The sequence below is a fragment of the Neobacillus cucumis genome (assembly GCF_002860255.1).
GTDB classification, from domain to species: Bacteria; Bacillota; Bacilli; order Bacillales; family Cytobacillaceae; genus Neobacillus; species Neobacillus cucumis_A.
Map to the genome: position 1 here is coordinate 99,025 of NZ_PGVE01000040.1, position 22,317 is coordinate 121,341.

Consider the following 22,317-nt stretch of genomic DNA (forward strand, 5'->3'; position numbering starts at 1 on the left):
CGTCAGATACCAACTCTATGGTACCTGACGCTTTTTTATACATACACTAATTCCACTGTAATCGTCGTGCCATTTCCAAGTTCACTTTCAATTTTCATCGTGCCGTTATGCTCTTGGATGATTTTATTACTGACCGTTAAACCAAGGCCAATTCCCTTGTCCTTAGTCGTATAGAATGGCGTACCCAAATAGCCCATAAGTTGATTATCGATCCCAATTCCTTCATCCGTAAAGCAAATCAAAACCCGATTATCTGCCATTTTTTCTACATGAATATGAACCTGACCACCATGAGGCATAGACTCGATGGCATTCTTCAAAAAATTAACAAAGACCTGTTTCAACTGATGCCGGCTGCCAAGTAAATGGATATCATCCGTTTTAAAACAATTAATAATTTCCACATTATGTAATAGCGCTTGCGGGTGCAGGATATTGACCGTACTTTCAAGAATGTCGTGTAGACTCTCCCTCTCAAACTGAATCGCCTGCGGTTTCGCCAGAGACATAAATTCATTTACAATCATATCAATTCGGTCCAGTTCATTCATGATAATCGACAAATAATCTTCTTGCTTCTGTATATCCCTTGTACTTTTTAAAAGCTTGGAAAACCCTTTTAATGAGGTCAATGGATTTCGAATTTCATGAGCTACCCCGGCAGCTAATTGTCCTATGATGGATAGACGGTCCAGATTTCGAAGAGCATCATCATTTTTAATTCGATCACTAATATCCCGGCCCACTGTAACAAAGGATTCAAATTCTCCTTTTTCATTATAAACTGGCGAAATGGTCGTCTCCACATCGATAAACCCGTTATCACTAGTTCTCATTTTAGCCTGAAATAGCTGCGGTTCTCCTGTATTTATAAGAGCTTCGTAGACTTGATCAAAAGGCTCTCTGTCCTCTGGCATAATGATACTGTAAACATCCTGACCAATTAGTTCCTCAGGGCCGATTCCTACCCCTTTTTTATGTGACGGGGAAGCATAGATAACCTCTTTATCCTTAGAATAAAGCTTGATCATATCAGTTGTATTATCTGTTATCAACCGATATAACTCACGAGTTCTCTTTAAATCACGTTCTATATTTAAATGTTTGGTAATATCGCGATAGGTGCCAATAATAGCAATAATTTCCCCAGCGGTGTTTCGGAGAGGAGAAAAAGATACCGCTATATCGAGTCTGCTTCCATCTTTATGATAACAATGAGTCACAAGATCGTGGAAAAACTCCCCTTGTTTGACTGCCTTAAAGACTTCCTCTACTAAAGCTGACTTATTCATTTCATTAAATTTTCTTCCTGTCAGCTCTTCTTCTGTATAGCCAAAAATTTTCGTATACATTTCATTCACTCGGATGAAACAATTTTCCATGTTCACGATACAAATGCCATCGGCGGTACCATTAAGAAATAAGTCGATTAATTCATCAGGATTAATGGCATCTGATTTAATCAGTTCGCCAAATATAGGGAAACTTTTAGCCATACATATCTCTCCAAACACATAATCTCTTAAACTCCATTTTCACAGAACTTTGTCCTAAAGAAAAGAGAAAATTTTTCTATTGGTGTCAGGCACCGCGGCAGCATGATCATTTTTTCATCCCCAAACATATTGGACTTCCAGCCTCTCATAAATTGAGAAATAGGAGGTGATCGAGTGAAAAAAAGATTACTAGCCATTGTTTTTCCGTTATTCCTGCTTTTATCAGGCTGCTTTAACGACCCTGTACAGGATGATCTGCTGAATTATGTGAACAAGGAAATGAAACAGGCGGGAAAATTAGAAGCAGCGGCGGTCTCTGCTTATGAAGGGGTTGCTGGTGCGAATTACACGGACGACCAGACCATGTATGAGGCGTTAACGAAAGAAGTCATTCCAAATTATAATGAGTTTATTAAAGAACTTGATTCAGTCAAAATAGAAACAGAAGAGTTAAGGCAAATTCACGAGATTTATATAGAGGGGGCTGACATTCAATTTAAAGCATTTGTGACGATAAAACAGGCCCTGGAAGACCAAGACCCAGCACTGGTTCAGAAGGCCAATGGGCTGCTGGCAGATGCTAGGAAGCATATCCGTGATTATAAGAGTAAGCTGAACAAATTGGCCAAAGAACATGATGTGAAAATTAAAGAATAAATCGAAAAGAAAGAGCCAGTCTTCCATCTGTATGGTGAGGGCTGGCTCAAGGTTTTTAGCCTGAATGTCAAGGGCCCGAAACCATCTGGCTAAGGCAAGGTTCTTTTTCGCATCGGCGGAAATTCTAAATAGGTTAGCGCCCTCCAAATCCACTCTAATGGACCAAACTTATAATAGCGGAGCCAAATTGTGCTAAACATTAATTGGATGACCAAAATTGCTAAGCATACGTACAAGGTTTCAAGATAGTTAATCTGATTTTGGAACCCTAGTACGTTTCCAGCCAGAATGATAAAGGCCGTTTGAAACAGATAATTCGTAAAAGCCATCCTGCCATAACTTTTTAAAGGCGATAATAGTTTTCGGAAAAATGATGTCTGTAACAGAAGCACAAGGCAGCATATATAAAATGCGGAGACGACAGGGCCAATAGTGATGCCAATGCTTATAAATTGCTGCATCTGAACGGAATTGGAGACAACTTCGGCACTGTAGCTCGATTGATATTGGAAAAATAGACCCGCTATGGTTAGAATCAACATGATTACGGTGAAAACAGCTATTGCTTTTATGTGATATGAAATTCTTTCAAACATTTGATATTGGCCTGCGGTAATCCCAAGCAACATTAAAGGAATAACCAAGAAGATTTTAGCCGCAAATAGGGCTAATACTACTAGCATGACGACTCCAAACACGAGATTGACCGTTCTGTTTATCTTGTAAAATGGCAGAAGAATTAGTCCTGCGATGGCATAAATCGTTAATGCTTCTCCCGGATGAAACTGCACATGGACTAACCCAAAAAGGAATAACACGATTATTCGCCGTACAAACAATCTTTGTCCACTTTTTCCTCGAGCATTAGCGCGGGAAATAAAAAGATAAAAGCCGACTCCAAACAAGAAAGTGAAAATCGTATAAAAACGGCCTTCTACAAATAGATACAACAACTTCCAATAAAAAGCATCGCCTGTACCTGCAGCCGGAAGTTTAGCAGACAACAACGGTCCAATATTAACCAAAATAATCCCCAGCAAAGCAAACCCCCGCAAGTAGTCCAACACATCAATCCGTTCATTTTCTCCTATTGCACTCATCGCAAACTCCTAATCATTTTCTTTCACATTAAAATAATTCCCCATCCAAGCGGACACTTACCCTCCTCCTCTATTTTAACATTTCCCCCTCTAATCAGAAGGAAAATAACCTCACTGAATTATTAATGGTGCCTGTCACCAAAAGTAATCTTGATATTTTTCTTAAGATAATGAACATAGTAATAATGAGATTCATATTTTATTTATATACTGATGTTTTATCGAGATGAAATGAAAAAAGACCGTGGTCCCAAATTACCACGGCTAGTATGTGCAAATACGAGCGAGTTAATCCATCCTTTGTCTGCCAAACAAGCATGGATTATTTTTTTTTCTAACCAAGTATATCATCTGCTCTTTTTCCTCTCCTAAAGACTAATAGCTCATTTAGAATTCTTTAAATTCTCCATCTTATTGAAGTGCTCCTCCGAACAAACCTGAAACCCAATAATACAAGACTACTAACGTAAATAAGGTTGCTGGCGGTATAACCACGGCCGTAACCTTTACGTATTCCCACCAAGAAAATTTAACCTTACCCTTTCGTATAATATGCATCCACATCAATGTGGCAAGGGTTCCCATCGGCAGCAGCAGGGATCCCATATCACTTCCAATTACATTTGCCAAATAGGCGACCTTCAAGGTAAGCATATCAAGTCCCATATGTGTTAACGTAAGTGTTCCAACCATTAGGGCCGGATGATTATTAAAGATATTAGATAAAACGGATAGTAGTGTCCCCATCGTCACACTTGCATGCAGTAAACTTCCGGACACCATCGGCCGCATGAATCCGATTAACCAATCCGTTAGACCAATATTGTTCAGCCCATATATGATGACGTACATACTAAATGCAAAAACCAGAATGTACCACGGCGTCTTTTTGATCATATCCAGCGGCGGAATTTTTAAATACGCCCATCTCCACGCCAAGAGGATCAGCGATCCAATGACAGCCATAACCGAGACTGGAATTCCAATATAAGAGGCGACGAAAAGACTAATTCGTACTCCAAATACAAACAACAGGACATTTCTCATGAATCTTGACCTTTGTTTTTCTGAAGAATACTCAGGCCCAGGCTTTAGTGGATGATAGGATGGACGTGATAAGCCAGTTACCTTGGTCGGAACCGTTTTTGGCAAGACTTTTTTAAAGCGCAGGTACAAAAGGAATACTAAGAACAGAAGACCAAGAGTTGCCGGTACAAACATCATAGCTGTATGCAAATATAAACTCATATGCACTATTTTTAAGGCGATGAGGTTCACGATATTGCTTACCCCAATCGGAGCACTTGATGCTGTTGCCACTAGCCCCCCGGATAATAAATAAGGGATCTTCTGATGGTTTTTTAATCCCATATTATTAAGCAGCATCACCAAAATCGGCGTAGTAATTAAGATACTTCCATCATTATTAAAAAACAATGTCATCAAAAAGCATAATAGATTAACGTACCAAAATAATCGAATACCGGAGCCTTTAGCCTTTGCGGCCAGCTTTTCGGCAACCCAGTTAAAAAAACCGAAGCTTTCTAAAACGATTGCCATAACGATGGTCGCGATAATGGTGATAGCAGCACCGCTAATGGTTTCGGTAATTAATCCGAGGTCTTTCAGTGAAACACTGCCGCTTAATAAAACAAACATTGCCCCAATGGTTGCCGGAATAGCTTCATTAACACCCCTGGGTCGCCAAAGAATAAATATTAATGTAACCACAAAAGATAGGATGGTCATCCATACCATTTAGGTCTATCCCCTTTCATTCTTGCTAGTGATTCATGATGTATCATGAGATGGACCTGCCTCCTCCCTAAGGATTGTCCGCACTTGTCCCTCCCTTCCATTTATCTCTCTGTATGCCTGTACTTCATTTATATGTAACCAATATAGACAGGCTCTAGGTTTGTACCCTTTTCTAGGATAAATCCACAGTAATCTAGATATTAAAAGGGTGACAGGCACCACGGATGGACAATTGTCCATCCGTGGTGCCTGTCACCCTTACTTCTCTTAGCACTGTTTTTACTTTATTTAACGGACAAGCTGTTAAAAAAGCTAAATACACTTCCACCATAAAAAACCTGATTATCATCCATTGCTCTGTAGGATAATCAGGTTTTGTCTCTATACTATACAGTTTGTCCTACTGGTAATTTCATCGTGCCGTTCGCGGCAAAGTTTGTATGCCAGGATAACGCTTTTTCTAAAACATGAGGAGTTTGTCCTCCTCTTTTTAGTGCTTCTTGATAATATTCCCTCAGCTGTTCGCGGTACATAGGATGGGCGCATTGTTCTATAATTATTTCCGCGCGCTCTCTTGGTGCCAGCCCGCGTAAATCAGCATATCCCTGCTCGGTCACAATCACATCCACATCATGCTCGGTATGATCGACATGGGAAACAAACGGAACAATACTTGAAATCTCCCCACCCTTTGCTATTGATTTCGTTACAAAAACAGCTAACCGGGCGTTACGAGCGAAATCCCCTGATCCGCCAATCCCATTCATCATTTTTGTCCCTAAAACATGGGTAGAGTTCACATTCCCATAGATGTCCAATTCTAAAGCAGTATTAATCGAAAGTAACCCGAGACGGCGAATGATTTCGGGATGATTCGAAATCTCCTGCGGCCTCATCATTAACCGGCCGCGATACTTATCAAAGTTTCCGTAAACCTCTTTCATTTTTCCATCGGAAAGCGTAATGGAACAGCATGAGGCAAAATTCACCTTGCCTGCATCGATTAAGTCAAACACCGCATCCTGCAATACCTCTGAATAAACTTCCAAGTCAGTAAACTCTGAATCCAGCAAGCCGTGCAAGACGGCATTGGCCACTGATCCAATTCCAGATTGCAGCGGGGCAAGCCTTTCCGTCAGCCTCCCTGCTCTCACTTCCGTCCGCAAGAACTCTATCAAATGATTCGCCATAATGACTGTATCCTCATCTGGCGGAACAATCGTGGAAGGAGAATCTAGCTGGTTTGTAAAAACAATCCCTTTCACCTTTTCAATATCCACAGGGATACCGATTGTTCCAATTCGGTCGCCAACTTTTGATAAAGGAATCGGACCGCGCTCGCCTTGCTTTCCAGGATCATATAAATCATGTAAGCCTTCAAGATTCACTTGATGAGCCAAATTAATTTCAATAATGATCGATTTAGCATTTAAAGCAAAGGAAAGTGAATTTCCCACTGAGGTGGTTGGAATCACCAGCCCATCCTCCGTCACAGAGAACGCTTCCAAAATAGCATAATCGACAGACTCCATTACACCCGCTCTAACTAACTCTGCTGTATGTGATAGGTGCTGATCTACAAACAACATTTCTCCCTTATTTATTTTACTCCTCATTGTCGCATCGGCCTGGAAGGGCAGTCTTTTCCCAAGAATCCCGGCCTCCGCAAACAACTTATCAACATCAGAACCCAAGGAGGCACCCGTATACACATTTACCTTAAATTTTTCTGTCTCAGCCCGTTTGACCAAAGCGAATGGTACCGCTTTCACATCACCAGCACGTGTAAAGCCGCTTAAACCCAAAGTCATCCCGTCTTGTATCCATGAAGCTGCTTCTTCCGGTGTTACGATACGATCGAACAAACGCTTATCACGAATCCGTTCCATTTTATTTTCCATGCTACATCCCACTCCCCCAGCAAAATCTTGAAATCATTGTAACCGATAGAGGTGTTGAAAGTGAGATTTCAAGGATATATTACGGAAAATTCAGATAAAACAGCATTATTACGTTCTCAAACAGAAAATACTTAAAAACCTAGCAATCTTCGAAAATAACTTGAATAGGATTGGCTCACAGGAACTTGGTCACCATTATCCATCGACAGGATGAAGGTGGAGTGACTATCAGGAAAAATCTCCTTGATATGATTGACATTGACAATAAACGAGCGATGACAACGAATAAAATAATCCTTTGGCAAATGAAACTCAAACTCCTGCAGTGAATATTTATGTGTACCGCTAAGTTCTTTAGTGATTACAAATGTTTTTTTATCCTTGGCTTCAATATAGATCACTTGAGAGAAAGGAACAGGTATCCATCCATCCTCTGTTTTAATTGTCACGACTAGCTTTCCGCTCGTTAAAGCAGGGAATATTGCCGTCACACAGCCTTCTAGCCTGCTTTCATGAAAGAAAGGTACGGCCATTCCATGGTAAGGCACCCCAAATAAATCACGATTAATAAATTCAGAAATCTTTTGCTTTGAATGAATTGCCTTATAAGCAATTGTCCCCTCCTTCAATGGATCACCAGCCCTAATCTTCAAATCAATCCGCTTACTCGGCCGATAATAAATATATTCCCTAGTATTAGATACCGCAATTGAAATCTCCTCCGAAAACAACTCACTAATCACATCTAAAAGAGAAACAACCGTAATACTCTCCATACCCTATAACTCCCTTGGTGAGATTGTAAATGGTGACAGGCACCGTTTCTACTATTTTACCACTCTTTTATTTGTTTTCCTTTATTCTGGTGCATTTCAGCCATTATTCTTCGTCTTCTGCGATTAAGGGGTTTTGGGATTCTTTATAGAGTTTTTTTGCTTGGTGCCTGTCTGTGACTTGCAGTTTGTTAAGGATATTGGAAATATGGTTGGCGACCGTTTTGGGGCTTAGCTGCAGACGGGCTCCAATTTGTGTATTTGTATATCCTTCCGCAATCAGCTCTAACACCTCCATCTCCCGGCTAGTAAGCTCCCGAAGAGCAGGTACGAGATCCTTTTTCTGGGGCATAGTAAAGTAATTCATCATCCTAGCGGCAATATCTGAGCTAAAGACCGCTCCGCCATTTCCAACCATACGAATGGAATGAAGCAGTTCCATTTCCCCCGCATCCTTTAACACATAGCCCCGTGCCCCCATTTGCATGGCCGTAAAAACCGATTTATCATTCTTTAACATCGTAACAATTAATATTTTCATTTCAGGCTGCTTTTCGCGAATAACCCGAGTCGCTTCAATCCCGTTTAGCCCTGGCATACGAATATCCATCACAATCACATCAGGCTGAAGCTTTAGCGCCAGCTCTACTGCCGCCTCGCCTGAAGCACCCTCCCCAATGACTTCTAAATCGTCTGTCGTCTGTATCAGATTACGAACCCCACTTCGAAATAAAGGATGATCATCGATTAATACTACTTTCATTCAATTTATCCTCCCCCTGTAAAAAAGGTAAAACCGCCCTTACCCTCGTTCCGCCTATCTCTGATTTATCAAAAAAACATTGCCCTCCAAGTTCAGCGGTTCGTTCACGAATGGACTTCAAACCGATGCCTCCATTGATTGACGGCCTCAACAATAAGGGCAAGCCAACTCCATTGTCACTTACCTCAATCTCCAATTCGGATTTAGAAAGGACAGAAATTCTGACCACACACTCGGTTGCCTCTGCATGTTTAACAACATTTACCAGGGCCTCTGTTATGATCCGATAGCCTGCCACTTCTACGGCTGCAGGCAAAATCGGAAGCTTAGCAGGTGCTTCCAAAGACACCTTTAACACAGCCGCCTCATCCCCATGCGAGCTGTTTGTCCCTACTGTTTTTCGTATCTCATTAATCCTCGCTTCAATCGCTCCGATCAGTCCAAATTCATCTAGCGTCGGCGGCCGTAAATCATGAACCATCGTTCGAATTTCATTTACCGTCGTCCGAATCACACCGCGCAGCTCCCCCAACAGCTTCACAGCCTTATCTGGTTGTTTATTCACATACTGCTCTGCAGCTGCTGCATTAAAGGATAATGACAGAAGTCTTGGAGCGAGTTCATCATGAAGGTTCCTTCGGATTTGCAGCCGTTCCTCTTCGCGAGCAAGCACGAGCTTCTCCCTCGACTCTTGCAAATCTTTGGCTAAAAGCTGCATCCCCAAAGTTATTTTTATATTTTGTAAAATGACTCCGGTCTGCCTCAGTAACACATCCATCAGCCGCAAATCCTCTTGAGAAAAAGCTTCATCGCGAGAGCGGCTCGAGACCATCATCGCTCCTAGCTCCTCTCCGCCGTGAATAATGGGAAAAGAATGAATATCAAAAACTACCTCTGGTTTTCCCGCAACAGCAGCCTTTTTTTCTTCATCATTAACCCTTATAAATATCCCTACATATGGAAGCCGCAATGCTCTTCTTATCGTCCCTGCCACCTCTTGCAAGGCTTCTTCCGGTGATAATGGCTGGACCAAATGATCGCCTAATTCTTTTAAGACTGCATACGGGTCATCATGCCTCCCTTTCATCAGACGATTCACAATCTGCTGAAGCCTTTCTTTTATCGGCGAAAAAAGAACCGCTACAACCCCGGTTGAAAACAATGAAATAATAAAATTGTCCTTCGTCTTGAATAAACTGCCAAGATACATCACCATTCCCGCGTAAAGTAAAACGATCGTTAACGTTAAAGTCCCATAAAGAATCGTCCGGTTCACCAGCGGATCAATATCCCATAACCTGTGCCTTAAAATGGCTAACGCCAGGGTTAACGGAATAATAGCAACGATCGCATATAGCAAGGCACTTAAATAAATATAAGAAACTGGGCTATCAGCAAACACTGGATATACAAAAAAGCCGCTAACAATTACTGAACCCAAAAGAGAAATGACTGCCCCATAGACCACCCATTTCGTTTGCTGTTTTTCAACGGAACTTGACACCTTTCGATATCGATATACTTGTGAAAAAATAGTCATGCCAATCATCGGTAAATAGTAAAGGAGCCTGCCTGTATTTGACCAATTCAGTAAATCATAGGATGTCTCAGGAAAAAGAAAACTAACTAGTTGAACCATACAAAAAGGGATAAACACAAGCAATGTCCAGCGCGGCACAAACCGCCCTTTTGGAAAGAGGAGCAAGAATAGAAAAAACGTCATCCTCCCTACAGCAGCAATAGCCTCAGGAATTCGTGCCAATAAAGGACTATCTTTTGACCCAATATAAACCAGCGAAGTAAACGTTGTTCCGTAAGCTACGAGAGCAACCATCGCCAAAAATCCCAGCAAATCTCGCTTACTTTTAAAAAAAATAAGAAAAGCGGCCATATAAAAAAGAAAAGAAAATGTACATTCAATGATGACAAACCATAGTGAGTAGGTATCCGGGGTTAAATGATAGACACTTAAAGCCTCTAATGTTGTTGGCGGGGCAGGAGCCAGTGTGCTGCAAGGTTTGAGCGTACAATCCGTGCGAAGTGTTTCATAATAACTGGGAATATTATTAATATAAAAAACTATCATCATGACGCAAAGTAAGGACGCCATTACTTGTACAAACAATCTACTTCGATTTGGAGCCCTATCCAATAATCTCAACCTCCACAAACCCTATTTATAGGAAAATTATAACAAGGTCATTCTTACTATGTATACAATCTTTTTTTCTACAAATTGTTCCCGATTTTCCTCATAAAAGTTCCCGCTCTCTCTAGGTATAGGGTGCTCTCGTAACAAGGAATATCCTTTTGTTACGATTAGTTTGTAAACAACAACAAAACTTTAGGGAGATGGAAAGAATGACAGTAGAAAAAACAGTTAAGTGGCTTGGATTGATTTGTATATTGGCAGGTATCGCTAGAATGGGGATGACCCCTGCAGGGCTCATTTTTGGATCAGACAGCAAACAGGAACTTGCCTTCGCATTGGCCGCCAGTATCCTAATGGGGATTAGCTCGATCAACCTCTTTTTAGCACAAGCAAAAAAAGCAGGAGTTTTTGGATTGATTGCAGCCCTATTGCTCGCGGTTGGTAATATTATTTTAGCCGGCGGTTTTTATGGATTTTTTGCCTATGGGGAATTACCAAAGCCAGGCACCTTCGTGAATATGATAGAATCTCTTGCCTATCCAGGTTTACTTCTAGGGACATTAATCCTTATGATTGTCACCTACCGTGCGAACCTTTTTCCACGCTGGTATATTGCCATTTTTGCGCTCATGCTGCTTTCATTAGGGATTCCATTCTTAGGTGACTACTTCGCCTTCTTCTGGGGATTAACATATGCAGCGATGGGTTACACCATCTTTACCGAAAAATACGTCAACCCTTCTGTAACAATCAAATCCAAAAAATCCAATGCGGTCATCAATGAATAAACGATTAGCCCCTTTCCTAGTGATGGGGCTTTTTTATTTATTAGGCACTGTTAAACGATAAATTAAAAACCGTTCATTAGGATTATGCTCATAAACATATGGCACGACCACCTCCATCTTCAATTCAAAGGCTGTATCCTGCTCTAAAAAATAAATATAATCCTCAGACGGATAATATAAAACCAGCTCGACTTCTCTTGGTGTCTCTTCCAAGGAGCGCTGAATATTGTTCACTACCCTGCGAAACACCTGGATCGAGAACGGATTAAAAAAATAAAAGCGATTATCATAACTATTGATGCCATACTCCTCTGCCAGGCAGCAAAGAAATTGGATCTTACCCTTTCCATTCTTTTTCACATAACGCTTTTGGTTTAACAACGCCTCGTGATAAAGATCTTCATTCATCTCTACCCCTACAACTGCTACATCATAAAAATAGTGAAGATAAAAATTCAGCCTGCCCTTCCCAGATCCAAAGTCCACAATAAAATCATCGTTATGTATTTGATAATGACGGAATAATTCCTGAAGGGCGCTGTAAGGAGTAGGTTCATAACGATGATAATGCAGAGACTTATTAAATCCCTGCTGCTCGCCCCGGGTCTTAATATTAAATAATTTATCAAAGTAATATTCTTTCATTGCTGACTCCTATAACCTTATTTCCATTTATTTTAGCAAAGAGGACCTAAAAAAACCGCCTAAATTTAAAATCAATCTAAGCGGCTTCCCTTTTTATTTACCTTTGCGCAGCTTATGAACCTCATCTGCGACAAATTGAACATTCGTTCCAATTATAACTTGGATACTTTGCGGACCAACGATGTTAATTCCTGGTACACCGGTCGATTTGATTTTCTTCTGATCGACTTTACCCATATCCTTCACTTCTAATCGTAAGCGGGTAACACAGTTATCCACTGAAACGACATTGTCATCTCCGCCCAACCCTTCATAAATGGCAGCTGCCATTAAAGCAAATTTGCTCTCTCCTGCCGTTGTCTCTGCCACTGCCTCCTCTTCGTCTTCTTCGCGTCCAGGAGTCATTAAATTAAATTTAACAATTATATAACGGAATAAAAAGTAGTAAATAACCGCAAAAACTAAACCTTGAACAATTAACATATATGGCTGATTAGCAATGGGAATTTTAAAACTTAGCACATAGTCAACAAGACCGGCACTAAACCCAAATCCCGCCGTCCAGTGGAACGCTGCCGCAATCGCCAGTGAAAGGCCCGTTAAAATGGCATGCACAAGATAGAGCGCAGGTGCTAAAAACATAAAGGCAAATTCAATTGGTTCCGTCACACCTGTAAAGAAGGAGGCAAAACCTGCTGCTAACATTAAAGACGCGACTTGCTTTCTCTTTTTTGTTTTAGAGGTATGAACCATAGCTAAAGCAGCTGCCGGCAGCCCAAACATCATAATTGGGAAGAAGCCCGCTTGGTACATTCCCGTTACGCCCTTTACCCCCTTGCTCGCCCAGAAGTTCGTAATATCGCTGATTCCAGCCACATCGAACCAAAACACGGAGTTTAACGCATGGTGTAAACCGGTTGGAATTAAAAGCCTGTTAAAGAAGCCGTAAAGTCCGGCACCAAACGCTCCTAAATCACTAATGGCTTTACCAAAAGAAACTAATGCAGTATAAATAACTGGCCATACAAAGAACAATACCCCGGATACCACCAGCATGGAAACCGCTGTCAGGATAGGTACCAGCCTTTTGCCGCTGAAGAAAGCAAAAGCATCAGGTAATTTGACGTGACTATATCGATTGTATATGACCGAAGCCACAATACCAGAAATGATACCAACAAAGGCATTTTTAATTTTCTCAAAAGAAGGATCAACCTTAGCAGGGTCAATTCCTTCCAGCAAAGCAACCGTACCCGTTGAAAGCAGTGTGGTAACGACGAGGAAAGCAACAAGTCCACTTATTGCAGCTGAACCGTCTCTTTCTTTTGACATCCCTAAAGCCACACCAACAGCAAACAAAATCGGAATATTATCAATAATGGAGCCTCCAGCCTTAATTAAAAAGGCTGCCAGCGGACTGTCTGCCCCCCAGCCGGCTGGGTCAATCCAATATCCGATACCCATTAGTATCGCAGCTGCCGGCAAGACCGCTACCGGTAACATCAACGAACTCCCTAATCTTTGCAGGTATTTCTTCATGTTCTAACCCCCTATTATGTTTTTCTTAAACGGCTGCAGCTATCTTTGAAAAAAATAAACGACGTATAAATAATTTCTATAAAACTAGTAAGATAGCTGCTGTATTTTTTCGTACCACCCCCTTAAAGACCTTATCCATTACTAGTTTACTGTCTAGTCCTAACTCCTATTACTGTTATTAGAATATGAGTCAAAATAAAAAGGCATGGAGGTACAATAAAAGAGCCTTAACGGCCTTTCATTATGCCTTCATGCCTAAACGAAGCACTAAATTCCCAGCTTAGAAAGAATCTTTTCGCAAATTTCATGGGTTTTTAGTGCATCTGAAGCTGATATCCTTGGCTGTGAGTTCGTCGCAACAGCATTTACAAAATCAGTGACCATTTGCTCGAAACCTCGTTTTTTAAGGGTAGAATCCCAGTCACTGCCCCGTACTTCTGTAGTTTCCATTCCTTTTGAAATAACTAATTTAGAAACATTGTAAACACTGCGTTTCTCATGAGGTCCCATCACCTCAGCAATTTCTTCATTTGTTCCGTTGTCTCTATTCATGATTCCAATAGCTGCAGCCCCACTGGAAATAAACTGGACAACGACATGGTAAAGGCTATCCTCCACCATCTTCCCGCTGACAATCACATCTTCAATAGGGTTCGGAAATAAAAATCTCATCGTATCGACTACATGAATAAAATCATCATAAATGAAGGTCCGTGGTTCACCCGGTAATGAATTTCGATGCTTCTGAACAATGACCATATTTGGGTCAGCCACTTCCTTTAGCTGCTGATAGGAGGGCGCATATCTTCGATTGAACCCTGTCATTAAGATGACGCCCATCTGTTCAGCTAATGCTACCAGCCCTTTAGCACTTTCATAATGGTCCGTGATTGGCTTATCGACAAACACATGGATTTTGTTACGAAGCAATTGCTCGACTATTTTCTCATGTGAAGCAGTCGAGGAATGAACAAACGCCCCCGTAATCCCGCTGTTGATTAGGGATTCTACTGTAAAGTGAAGATGATCAAAACGGTATTGACTTCCAATCGTCCTAAGCTTTTCTTGGTTGCGTGTAAATAAGTGAAACTCATGATCCTTCAATCTGCTGTAGACCGGAAGATATGCCTTTTGAGCAATATCTCCAAGTCCGATTACACCAAATTTCCCCACTATATCTCTCTCCTAAAAAGTTCATTTGTAACTTTAAGTATATCAATTTCCACATCGGAAGAACAAAGGACCTAGCGGCAGCGACACGATATATTTTTTTAAAGGCTAAGTTTTTATCTAATAAAAAAAGGACTAAGGATGCTCTTAGTCCTGTTTTTTATTAGATTAATAATCTTATCGCAGATAAAGCAGTAACCACTAAAATAATAATCCGAAATGGCTTTTCATTTATTCGCTTGATTAAAAATGCTCCAAGAACGGCACCTACAGCAATCGCCGGAATCATCATTAGGCTAAACAACAGCGTTTTTAAATGAATATTATGCCAGACCAAAGCCTGCATAGGTACCTTCGAAATATTGACAAGGAAGAAGAACCAAGCGGTTGTGCCTAAAAATTTATCTTTCTTAAAGCCTTTTGCTAATAAAAAAACACTGAAGATTGGTCCCGCAGCATTACCGATCATTGAGGCAAAACCGCTAAGAATTCCTGTTAAGGCATAAAACCATTTACCCTTGGGGACTTTAGCTCCGTCCCCTTTTTTCTCCATATAAATTAAAATGATTAAGCATAAAATGACACAAATAGAGATGATCATTTTAAATTGGGCATCATTCGTATACTCACCGACGACAAGCCCTAATAATAAACCAGCAGCAACCCATGGCAATAAAGCTTTAATGTCCTTCCAGTCAGCATGGCGATTATAATAATAAATCGCAAAAATATCCCCGATAATTAATAATGGTAAGATCATTCCGGTCGAATCTTTTCCGCCGAATATTAAGGCAATAATTGGAATGACCGGCATAGAAAAAGCACTAATTCCTGTTTTGGAAAAACCGATCAAAACAGCTGCCACGATAATCCAAATCCACTCTGAAACGTTTAGATGAAATAAACTCATTTTAGTATCCCCTATTTATCTAGCAAGTCTTTCATTCCAGTCCATTGAAAAAAGCAGAAGAACTTTTGTTTTATTCTTCTGCTTCTATCTCCATATTGAGTTGTGATGCCTATAATGTCAATAGGGTCCAAGCGGTTTTAATGCGATAATTTTCCCGTCCTGTTTTTACGAATTCCATGAACAATAAATGTAATAACAAAAGCTACCACCAAGACAATAATAAAAATTTCGTTTGGAATCTCGATATCAACAAGGGTAAGCCCCATTTTTACCGCAATAAACAAAATTAAGAAATACGCAGTTGTCTCGAGCTCTGGGACCCTGTTCATTAAACTAATAAAAAAGGTCGCCACTCCCCGCATTAAGAGAATCCCAATCATACCGCCAAGTAAGACGACCCAAACTTCATTGGAAACTGCCAGTGCAGTGAGAATACTATCGACAGAAAAGGCCAAATCCATTAGTTCCACACTAATAACAGTCGCCCAAAACACTCCAAAGGTTTGCATTAACCAGCCCTTAGGCTCACGTACATCTTCCTCTTCTCCGTCTTCTTTACTTTTTAGCTTGTCCACAAAGAACTTAACGGATAGCCAGAGTAAGTAAAGCGCACCGATCAACTTAATAAACCAAAGCTTAATTAAAAACGTCCCTAGTCCGATAAAAATAAAACGGAATAAATAAGCTCCCCACAAACCGTAAACCAAAGCCTTTTTTTGCTGTTCCTTCGGCAATGGTTTAACAAAGGCAGATAAAACCAAAGCATTATCAGCAGATAAGATACATTCTAATACTGCTAAAGATAAAATTAACCCCCACGCTTTTGGTGAGGACAACACTTCCGCCCACATATGCCAATCAAGCATAGAGGCAAAGGTTGAGACCACATTTTCCCACATCGTTCAATTCTCCTTTTTTTAAAAGCATTTGCTGTCTACCTTTTATTTTAGCGTAAAATCATCAGTACCTTCTAGTTTTTACCTCTATATGCTCTTTACAACTCCTGCATTTATTATTCGTGCCCCAAGAAAGGGACATTTACCCAAAAAGGGCCAGCCTCAAATTCGAGGCTGACCCTTTAGTTACCTGTGATATTTAGATAGTTTGGAAGTAATGTTGTTTGTCTTTCTCTCCTGCGGCCGCGCTTTTAAATTAGATGCCCAGTTAACCTGAGACTGATAGTGCTGGGAATGCTCCTTATTCACTAGTTGCTGCAGGCGTTCTTTATTCTTCTCAAGAAGATCTTCAAGCGTCTTCAAGCGGCGGGCTGGAAAAGCAAGTCCCGCGAGTATGGTCGTAATCGTCGGGTCCGATTCAGAAATATAGGTCCCTTCGAATAATTCAAGCGGTTCTCCAACCCTTTCAAAAATAGACGGAACATTAATGAGCTTTGCCATACCTTCAGGACCTTCATAGATCAATCCGGCTCTTATCACTCCAGTTGATTCAACAGGGCAGAAAATCGAGTTTACCCAAGATTGTTGAATTTTACTGGAAACATCAGCAGTGGTTCTTGCATCCGTGATGGTGGTTGTTGAGATAATGGTAACTCCTCTTGTACTCAGTATATTCATTAAATCCGTTTCATCGAAGTTACCAAAAAAGGAACTCTTCTTCGTTACTTGCAAGACGTTATGAATGGCTTCCATCACTGAATGATTAGAAGAAAGGTAGATTTGATGTTTACTGGACTGTGGAGTAGACTTCCTCAATTGATCATTATCAACAAGGAAGACGGAAGATAATGCCTCGATTCTAGAAATCTCCTCAATACAGGCAGCCGCATTAATTCGGTTCCCCGCCAATACATTACGATCTGGGACCACCGCGATCGCTCCAATATTGACGCCAGGCAGCTGATCCAGTAGTAAGTCCATTAAGAGCGGACTCATCCCTGAACCTGTTCCGCCATCTGTAGAGAAGGCTACTAATAACAGTTTAATATTCTTAAACGACCGTTTAACAAAGTCGATTAACTCCCGGTAATTCTCATTGACTGCCTTTAACCCAATCGACCGATCCTGACCGGCCCCGCTATAACCTGGAACAAAGAATTTCTTTTCTACTCTCGTATTAACTGTACCATCACGTTGATTTGTATTTATTAGTGCGGCCTGAAAGCCCATAGAGGCTGCAATTTCGGCAATATTCCCGCCGGCCTGGCCGACACCTAAAATCCCAACTGATTTCGCCATTTTCCATATCCCCTCCCTTTCTTCTAAAATAATACTCATATTTTATAAATTTAGAATTTACCATTTAAAAAAGCAGGAAAATAGTTGGGACGAAAAAGAACCCTTCTTATTAGAAAGGTTCCTTATTAAATACTTATTCGCTCACAGCCCTTAATGATTTCCCAGTTACAGAGGAAAGTTTAAAGGATAGTGGAAAAGCCATTAGAAGTAAACAAATAATAAAACCAATAACCCCTTTCCAGCCAAAATTGGACCAGAAAAAACCTCCAGCGGTACCAGCAATGCTTGAACCGGAGTAATAAAAAAATAAATAAAGCGACGAGGCTTGAGCTTTGGCCGTTTGAGCCCTTCTTCCAACCCAGCTTGAGGCAATGGAATGGGCTCCAAAAAAGCCAAATGTAAAGACTGCAATACCGATGATTTTTAACACTAATGGTGTCACGAGAGTCAACAACGCGCCAGCTGCCATGATAACAAGTCCGATCCATAGCACCTTCTTGCGACCTAATGTATCTGAAAGACGCCCCATCCAGGTTGAACTAAATGTTCCAGTGATATAGACAATAAAAATCCAGCCCACAATTGTCTGGCTTAAGCGATAGGGAGGTGCAAGCAGTTCAAAGCCAATATAATTATACAAAGAGACAAAGCTGCCCATTAAAAGGAAGGCGATACAAAACAAGCACAAAAGGGCTGGATCCTTTAAATGTCCAACCAGGGATTTACTTAGTGTTTTTAGCTTCAATGGCTTTGGTGTAAAGAAGCGGGAGTTCGGAAGGTGAAGCCAAAACCAGATGCTTAGGATGAGGCTTATGATTCCAATACTCCCCATAGCGATTCGCCAAGAGAACAGGTCTGTAATGGAGCCGGTAATTATTCTGCCAGCCATTCCGCCTATAGAATTCCCGCTTATATAAATTCCCATTGCAATTCCCAGACTCTTTGAATCGACTTCTTCCCCCAGATAGGCCATGGCAATCGCAGGTAATCCTGAGAGTACGACTCCCTGCACAACACGAAAGCCAAGTAACGAGCTAAAGGTCGGGCTAAAGGCTGTGAAAATCACGATAAGTGATGATAAAAGCAGCGAAGCCGACATAATCGATTTTCTCCCCCATGCTTCGGAAAGAGAACTAATAAATAACATAGATATTGCAAGAGTAAACGTAGTAACTGATAGTGTCAGACTCCCAGTCGCGGCCGTAACATCAAATTCCTTTGTAAAGATTGGCAGCAGCGGCTGGACATCATAAAGAATCGAAAAGGTAATAAATCCTCCTGCAAAGAGAGCAAAATTAGCCTTTCGAAAGGCAGTCGTTCCTTGTTGCAGTTTCCCCAACGATAAAACCTTCTTCCCTTCGTTTTTACCTTATCCACTTTACTCCATTTTGGTGTCAGGCACCATCGAAATACATTTGTCTTCTCCCAGTGCACACTTGTTAAAGGTCTGTTTTAAACAAAATAACCCATTAGTTTCAAGCTTCTTTTATCGTTTTTTTAAGATTAAATTAAAAATTAATTTCCTTTTCATTAAATCTTAATGCAAGGAGTTTCAAAGCGCATTATGATAGTTACGTAAAAAAAATAGGAATACAGTCACAATTGACTAACTTTATTGTGAGGTATCATCATGCGGCAAAAATTAAAGAGCTTTTTTTACCAGGAGAAAGTTAGGTGGGGCAGTAGATTTCTGTATTACTTACTTATCCTGCTTTTACTGTTTTTTATGTATGGTTTCAATGACGCGAGTGCAGGTTCGTATATTTACAATGATTTCTAACTTATGGGGGGATTACAAAATGGAATTATTACATGCCATTCAAAACAATGCCAGGTTACACCCAGAAAGAGTGGTTTTTGTCTCTCCCACTAAACAGCTTACCTACAGTGAGCTTTGGCAAAAATCAGACCAATGGGCTGCTTTTATTATGGCACAAAACCTAAACAAGCACTTACCTATTTTGGTTTATGGACATATGGAACCGGAAATGCTGGTTTCCTTCCTTGGCTGTGTAAAAGCTGGTCATCCTTATATTCCTGTTGATACCTCCATTCCATTGGAAAGAGTGGAGAAGATAATTAGTAATTCTCAGACAGAAATATTACTCAATGTATCTGGTCTGGAACTTGCCCTGGAATCTTCGGTTAGAATGATTACCCCTGAAGTGTTAGGAAGCCATAGGGGGAATTCAGTTGATCCAGCCAACTGGGTTAGGGGAAACGATGATTTTTATATTATCTATACATCAGGAAGTACAGGAAATCCTAAGGGAGTTCAAATATCCGCTAACAATCTGCAAAGCTTTGTAGATTGGATGCTGGGGGATTTTCCGATTGAAGGTGGACTTCGCTTCTTAAACCAGGCCCCCTTCTCCTTTGATCTTTCGGTAATGGACCTCTACCCTGCTTTAGCAAGCGGCGGAACCTTATTGGCCATTACAAAAGAAATGATCGCTAAGCCAAAAATTTTATTTGAAGAATTAAAGAATTCCAAGACACAGGTATGGGCCTCCACACCATCCTTTGTGCAAATGTGCCTGATGGACCCTTCGTTTAACAGCGAACTCCTTCCGGAATTATCCGTCTTTCTTTTCTGCGGCGAAATTCTTCCTGTTACCATTTGTAAACAGCTGCGGGAACGATTTCCAATGGCGAGGATTTTTAATACCTATGGTCCGACTGAGGCAACAGTTGCTGTTACCTTTACAGAAATAACTGATGCAGTACTAAAGGAATATCAAACTCTTCCAGTAGGAGCTGCAAAATCGGATACGCAAATCCTTCTTTTAAATCAAGAGAATATGCCTGTATCTGCGGGAGAAAAAGGAGAAATCATTATCGTTGGTCCAAGTGTAAGCAAAGGCTATCTTGGACAGCCAGATCTCACGAATAAAGCCTTCTTTACCTACAATGGACAGCAGGCTTACAGAACCGGTGATGCCGGTTTTATCCAACAAGATTTACTTTTTTATAAAGGAAGACTGGACTTTCAAATCAAATTACATGGGTATCGGATGGAACTTGAAGAAATTGAATACCATATTGCAAAATCTCAATATGTAAAATCAGCAGTGGTTGTTCCGATCTATCAAGAGGATAAAATTGAATACCTTTCTGTCTTGATCATTCCTGCGGAACATCCTTTTGAAAAAGAATATCAGCTCACTGGTGCGATAAAAAAAGAACTAGGGTCAGTACTGCCAGCCTATATGATTCCAAGGAAGTTTTCATATCATAAGGAACTGCCCATTACTCCAAATGGAAAAGTAGACCGTAAGCAAATCCGCGAAAAGGTATTGCTATGATTCCATATAGTTCTTTTACATTCTTTTTCATCCTAGTGATTCTATTAGCACCAACCGTGATTCTTGGCTTACAGGGAAAGAGATTTCAAACCTATAACATGATGGTCACAGTTATCGTCTTAGCTATTATTTTTGCAGCTAAGCCGGCAAGTGCTCTTGCATTAATTCTGTTTACCATCTGGCAGGTTCTGTTGATTGAAGGTTATATAGCCTATAGAAAAAAGGCAAACAGCGGCTGGATGTTTTCCATTGCAGTGATTGCATCCATTCTTCCTTTAACCATTTATAAATTGCTTCCTTATTTTGCTGACACCAACTGGATGTCCTTCTTAGGTATATCCTATTTAACCTTTAAAGGAACACAATTGATTATGGAGACAAGGGACGGGCTAATCAAACAAAGGCTCCCCCTTGCAAGTTTGTTATATTTTATCTTGTTCTTTCCGACCATTTCATCCGGCCCCATTGACCGATACCGCCGATTTGATAAAGATATAAAGGCGGAACTAAGTGGTGAGCAGTATAAGCAGCTTTTATATGACGGGATCAACAAACTATTCCGCGGCTTTTTATATAAATATATCATTGGTTATTCTATTAACCATTTTTTCATTGCAAATTTAAGATTTATCGCGACAAATCATTTTCAAAGCCAGCTCTTTTATATGTATGGATATAGCTTTTATTTATTTTTCGATTTTGCCGGTTACAGTGCTTTTGCCATCGGTATCAGCTATATTATGGGAATCAAATCACCGGAAAATTTCAATCTGCCGTTTATCAGCAGAAATATAAAAGACTTCTGGAATCGCTGGCATATGAGCCTTTCCTTCTGGTTTCGAGATTACGTCTACATGCGATTTGTTTTTTGGATAACGAAAAAGAAGTGGATTAAAAACCGAAACATCACCTCTAACCTCGGTTATATTTTATTATTTCTGTTAATGGGTGTATGGCATGGACTTGAAATTCAATATATTCTTTATGGAATTTATCATGCCTTGCTGATGGTCGGGTACAACACCTTCGAGCAGTTTAATAAAAAGCATAAATGGTGGCCGCAAAATAAATTTACTCGAATTGTTAGTATTGTGATTACCTTCCACTTTATTTGCTTTGGATTTTATCTATTTTCAGGACATTTTATTCAAAAAGGAGTATGATT

At 40.5% G+C, this 22,317-nt stretch carries 20 protein-coding genes; 5 read left to right on the plus strand and 15 right to left on the minus strand.

Annotation, left to right across the window (positions count from 1 at the left end; translation table 11 throughout):
* Positions 1 to 35 precede the first annotated feature (35 nt).
* Positions 36 to 1,496, minus strand: a complete 1,461-nt coding sequence (locus tag CVD27_RS09620) for a PAS domain-containing sensor histidine kinase (protein WP_101647682.1) — start codon at positions 1,494 to 1,496, stop codon at positions 36 to 38.
* 174 nt (positions 1,497 to 1,670) lie between these two features.
* Here CVD27_RS09620 and CVD27_RS09625 point away from each other — a divergent pair, with 174 nt between their 5' ends.
* Positions 1,671 to 2,153 carry a hypothetical protein gene (locus tag CVD27_RS09625; RefSeq protein ID WP_101647683.1) on the plus strand — a complete coding sequence of 161 codons (483 nt, stop codon included), beginning with the start codon at positions 1,671 to 1,673 and terminating at the stop codon, positions 2,151 to 2,153.
* Positions 2,154 to 2,242: 89 nt separating this feature from the next.
* Here the strand turns inward: CVD27_RS09625 and CVD27_RS09630 are convergent, their stop codons facing one another.
* The 7 genes from CVD27_RS09630 to CVD27_RS09655 all read right to left on the minus strand — a co-directional run bounded on the left by CVD27_RS09630 (position 2,243) and on the right by CVD27_RS09655 (position 10,558).
* Complete coding sequence (locus tag CVD27_RS09630) at positions 2,243 to 3,253, minus strand: DUF418 domain-containing protein (protein ID WP_101647684.1); 1,011 nt, start codon at positions 3,251 to 3,253, stop codon at positions 2,243 to 2,245.
* A gap of 411 nt (positions 3,254 to 3,664) precedes the next feature.
* Positions 3,665 to 5,011: an arsenic transporter gene (locus CVD27_RS09635; RefSeq protein ID WP_101647685.1), complete on the minus strand. Its 1,347-nt coding sequence runs from the start codon at positions 5,009 to 5,011 to the stop codon at positions 3,665 to 3,667.
* Between the two features lie 193 nt (positions 5,012 to 5,204).
* Entirely contained in the window at positions 5,205 to 5,342 is a 138-nt protein-coding gene (locus CVD27_RS28010) for a hypothetical protein (RefSeq protein WP_180960215.1), read from the minus strand.
* A 55-nt stretch (positions 5,343 to 5,397) separates the two neighbouring features.
* On the minus strand, positions 5,398 to 6,912 hold the full coding sequence (locus tag CVD27_RS09640) for an acetyl-CoA hydrolase/transferase family protein (RefSeq protein WP_101647686.1): 1,515 nt from the start codon (positions 6,910 to 6,912) through the stop codon (positions 5,398 to 5,400).
* Between the two features lie 131 nt (positions 6,913 to 7,043).
* The gene (locus tag CVD27_RS09645; protein WP_101647687.1) at positions 7,044 to 7,688 is read right to left on the minus strand and encodes a LytTR family DNA-binding domain-containing protein; all 645 of its coding nucleotides are present in this window, start codon (positions 7,686 to 7,688) and stop codon (positions 7,044 to 7,046) included.
* Positions 7,689 to 7,791: 103 nt separating this feature from the next.
* Positions 7,792 to 8,448 carry a response regulator transcription factor gene (locus CVD27_RS09650; protein ID WP_257984313.1) on the minus strand — a complete coding sequence of 219 codons (657 nt, stop codon included), beginning with the start codon at positions 8,446 to 8,448 and terminating at the stop codon, positions 7,792 to 7,794.
* Entirely contained in the window at positions 8,426 to 10,558 is a 2,133-nt protein-coding gene (locus CVD27_RS09655) for a sensor histidine kinase (RefSeq protein ID WP_257984314.1), read from the minus strand. The genes CVD27_RS09650 and CVD27_RS09655 overlap by 23 nt, the downstream gene beginning before the upstream one ends.
* Positions 10,559 to 10,809: 251 nt before the next feature.
* Here CVD27_RS09655 and CVD27_RS09660 point away from each other — a divergent pair, with 251 nt between their 5' ends.
* The gene (locus CVD27_RS09660; protein ID WP_101647689.1) at positions 10,810 to 11,388 is read left to right on the plus strand and encodes a hypothetical protein; all 579 of its coding nucleotides are present in this window, start codon (positions 10,810 to 10,812) and stop codon (positions 11,386 to 11,388) included.
* 33 nt (positions 11,389 to 11,421) lie between these two features.
* On the opposite strand, the gene CVD27_RS09665 is transcribed toward CVD27_RS09660, so the two are convergent.
* From CVD27_RS09665 to CVD27_RS09695, 7 genes are all read right to left on the minus strand, one after another.
* Positions 11,422 to 12,033, minus strand: a complete 612-nt coding sequence (locus tag CVD27_RS09665) for a class I SAM-dependent methyltransferase (protein ID WP_101647690.1) — start codon at positions 12,031 to 12,033, stop codon at positions 11,422 to 11,424.
* 93 nt (positions 12,034 to 12,126) lie between these two features.
* On the minus strand, positions 12,127 to 13,572 hold the full coding sequence (gene nagE / locus CVD27_RS09670) for an N-acetylglucosamine-specific PTS transporter subunit IIBC (RefSeq protein WP_101647691.1): 1,446 nt from the start codon (positions 13,570 to 13,572) through the stop codon (positions 12,127 to 12,129).
* Positions 13,573 to 13,839: 267 nt separating this feature from the next.
* Positions 13,840 to 14,745 (minus strand): Gfo/Idh/MocA family protein, encoded by a 906-nt coding sequence (locus CVD27_RS09675; protein WP_101647692.1) that lies wholly within the window; start codon positions 14,743 to 14,745, stop codon positions 13,840 to 13,842.
* Positions 14,746 to 14,905: 160 nt separating this feature from the next.
* Positions 14,906 to 15,652: a sulfite exporter TauE/SafE family protein gene (locus CVD27_RS09680; protein WP_101647693.1), complete on the minus strand. Its 747-nt coding sequence runs from the start codon at positions 15,650 to 15,652 to the stop codon at positions 14,906 to 14,908.
* A gap of 137 nt (positions 15,653 to 15,789) precedes the next feature.
* Positions 15,790 to 16,551, minus strand: coding sequence for a TerC family protein (locus CVD27_RS09685; RefSeq protein ID WP_101647694.1), 762 nt, complete (start codon positions 16,549 to 16,551; stop codon positions 15,790 to 15,792).
* Positions 16,552 to 16,734: 183 nt separating this feature from the next.
* Positions 16,735 to 17,847 (minus strand): cell division protein FtsZ, encoded by a 1,113-nt coding sequence (locus tag CVD27_RS09690; protein ID WP_101647695.1) that lies wholly within the window; start codon positions 17,845 to 17,847, stop codon positions 16,735 to 16,737.
* Between the two features lie 133 nt (positions 17,848 to 17,980).
* Positions 17,981 to 19,186: an MFS transporter gene (locus tag CVD27_RS09695; RefSeq protein WP_101647696.1), complete on the minus strand. Its 1,206-nt coding sequence runs from the start codon at positions 19,184 to 19,186 to the stop codon at positions 17,981 to 17,983.
* A gap of 291 nt (positions 19,187 to 19,477) precedes the next feature.
* On the opposite strand from CVD27_RS09695, the gene dltX reads away from it, so the two are divergent.
* The 3 genes from dltX to dltB are packed head-to-tail and all read left to right on the plus strand — an operon-like array spanning position 19,478 to position 22,315.
* Positions 19,478 to 19,627 (plus strand): teichoic acid D-Ala incorporation-associated protein DltX, encoded by a 150-nt coding sequence (gene dltX, locus CVD27_RS09700; RefSeq protein WP_101647697.1) that lies wholly within the window; start codon positions 19,478 to 19,480, stop codon positions 19,625 to 19,627.
* A gap of 19 nt (positions 19,628 to 19,646) precedes the next feature.
* Positions 19,647 to 21,152, plus strand: coding sequence for a D-alanine--poly(phosphoribitol) ligase subunit DltA (gene dltA / locus CVD27_RS09705; protein ID WP_101647698.1), 1,506 nt, complete (start codon positions 19,647 to 19,649; stop codon positions 21,150 to 21,152).
* Positions 21,149 to 22,315 (plus strand): D-alanyl-lipoteichoic acid biosynthesis protein DltB, encoded by a 1,167-nt coding sequence (gene dltB / locus CVD27_RS09710; RefSeq protein ID WP_101647699.1) that lies wholly within the window; start codon positions 21,149 to 21,151, stop codon positions 22,313 to 22,315. The genes dltA and dltB overlap by 4 nt, the downstream gene beginning before the upstream one ends.
* Positions 22,316 to 22,317: the final 2 nt, after the last annotated feature.

Excerpts from the sequence above, each read along its gene's own strand:
- CVD27_RS09620 (WP_101647682.1), bottom strand. The coding sequence starts at position 1,496 with ATGGCTAAAAGTTTCCCTATATTTGGCGAACTGATTAAATCAGATGCC.
- CVD27_RS09630 (WP_101647684.1), bottom strand. The coding sequence starts at position 3,253 with ATGAGTGCAATAGGAGAAAATGAACGGATTGATGTGTTGGACTACTTG.
- CVD27_RS09635 (WP_101647685.1), bottom strand. The coding sequence starts at position 5,011 with ATGGTATGGATGACCATCCTATCTTTTGTGGTTACATTAATATTTATT.
- CVD27_RS28010 (WP_180960215.1), bottom strand. The coding sequence starts at position 5,342 with ATGGTGGAAGTGTATTTAGCTTTTTTAACAGCTTGTCCGTTAAATAAA.
- CVD27_RS09640 (WP_101647686.1), bottom strand. The coding sequence starts at position 6,912 with ATGGAAAATAAAATGGAACGGATTCGTGATAAGCGTTTGTTCGATCGT.
- CVD27_RS09645 (WP_101647687.1), bottom strand. The coding sequence starts at position 7,688 with ATGGAGAGTATTACGGTTGTTTCTCTTTTAGATGTGATTAGTGAGTTG.
- CVD27_RS09650 (WP_257984313.1), bottom strand. The coding sequence starts at position 8,448 with ATGAAAGTAGTATTAATCGATGATCATCCTTTATTTCGAAGTGGGGTT.
- CVD27_RS09655 (WP_257984314.1), bottom strand. The coding sequence starts at position 10,558 with ATGGCGTCCTTACTTTGCGTCATGATGATAGTTTTTTATATTAATAAT.
- CVD27_RS09660 (WP_101647689.1), top strand. The coding sequence starts at position 10,810 with ATGACAGTAGAAAAAACAGTTAAGTGGCTTGGATTGATTTGTATATTG.
- CVD27_RS09665 (WP_101647690.1), bottom strand. The coding sequence starts at position 12,033 with ATGAAAGAATATTACTTTGATAAATTATTTAATATTAAGACCCGGGGC.
- nagE (WP_101647691.1), bottom strand. The coding sequence starts at position 13,572 with ATGAAGAAATACCTGCAAAGATTAGGGAGTTCGTTGATGTTACCGGTA.
- CVD27_RS09680 (WP_101647693.1), bottom strand. The coding sequence starts at position 15,652 with ATGAGTTTATTTCATCTAAACGTTTCAGAGTGGATTTGGATTATCGTG.
- CVD27_RS09685 (WP_101647694.1), bottom strand. The coding sequence starts at position 16,551 with ATGTGGGAAAATGTGGTCTCAACCTTTGCCTCTATGCTTGATTGGCAT.
- CVD27_RS09690 (WP_101647695.1), bottom strand. The coding sequence starts at position 17,847 with ATGGCGAAATCAGTTGGGATTTTAGGTGTCGGCCAGGCCGGCGGGAAT.
- dltX (WP_101647697.1), top strand. The coding sequence starts at position 19,478 with ATGCGGCAAAAATTAAAGAGCTTTTTTTACCAGGAGAAAGTTAGGTGG.
- dltA (WP_101647698.1), top strand. The coding sequence starts at position 19,647 with ATGGAATTATTACATGCCATTCAAAACAATGCCAGGTTACACCCAGAA.
- dltB (WP_101647699.1), top strand. The coding sequence starts at position 21,149 with ATGATTCCATATAGTTCTTTTACATTCTTTTTCATCCTAGTGATTCTA.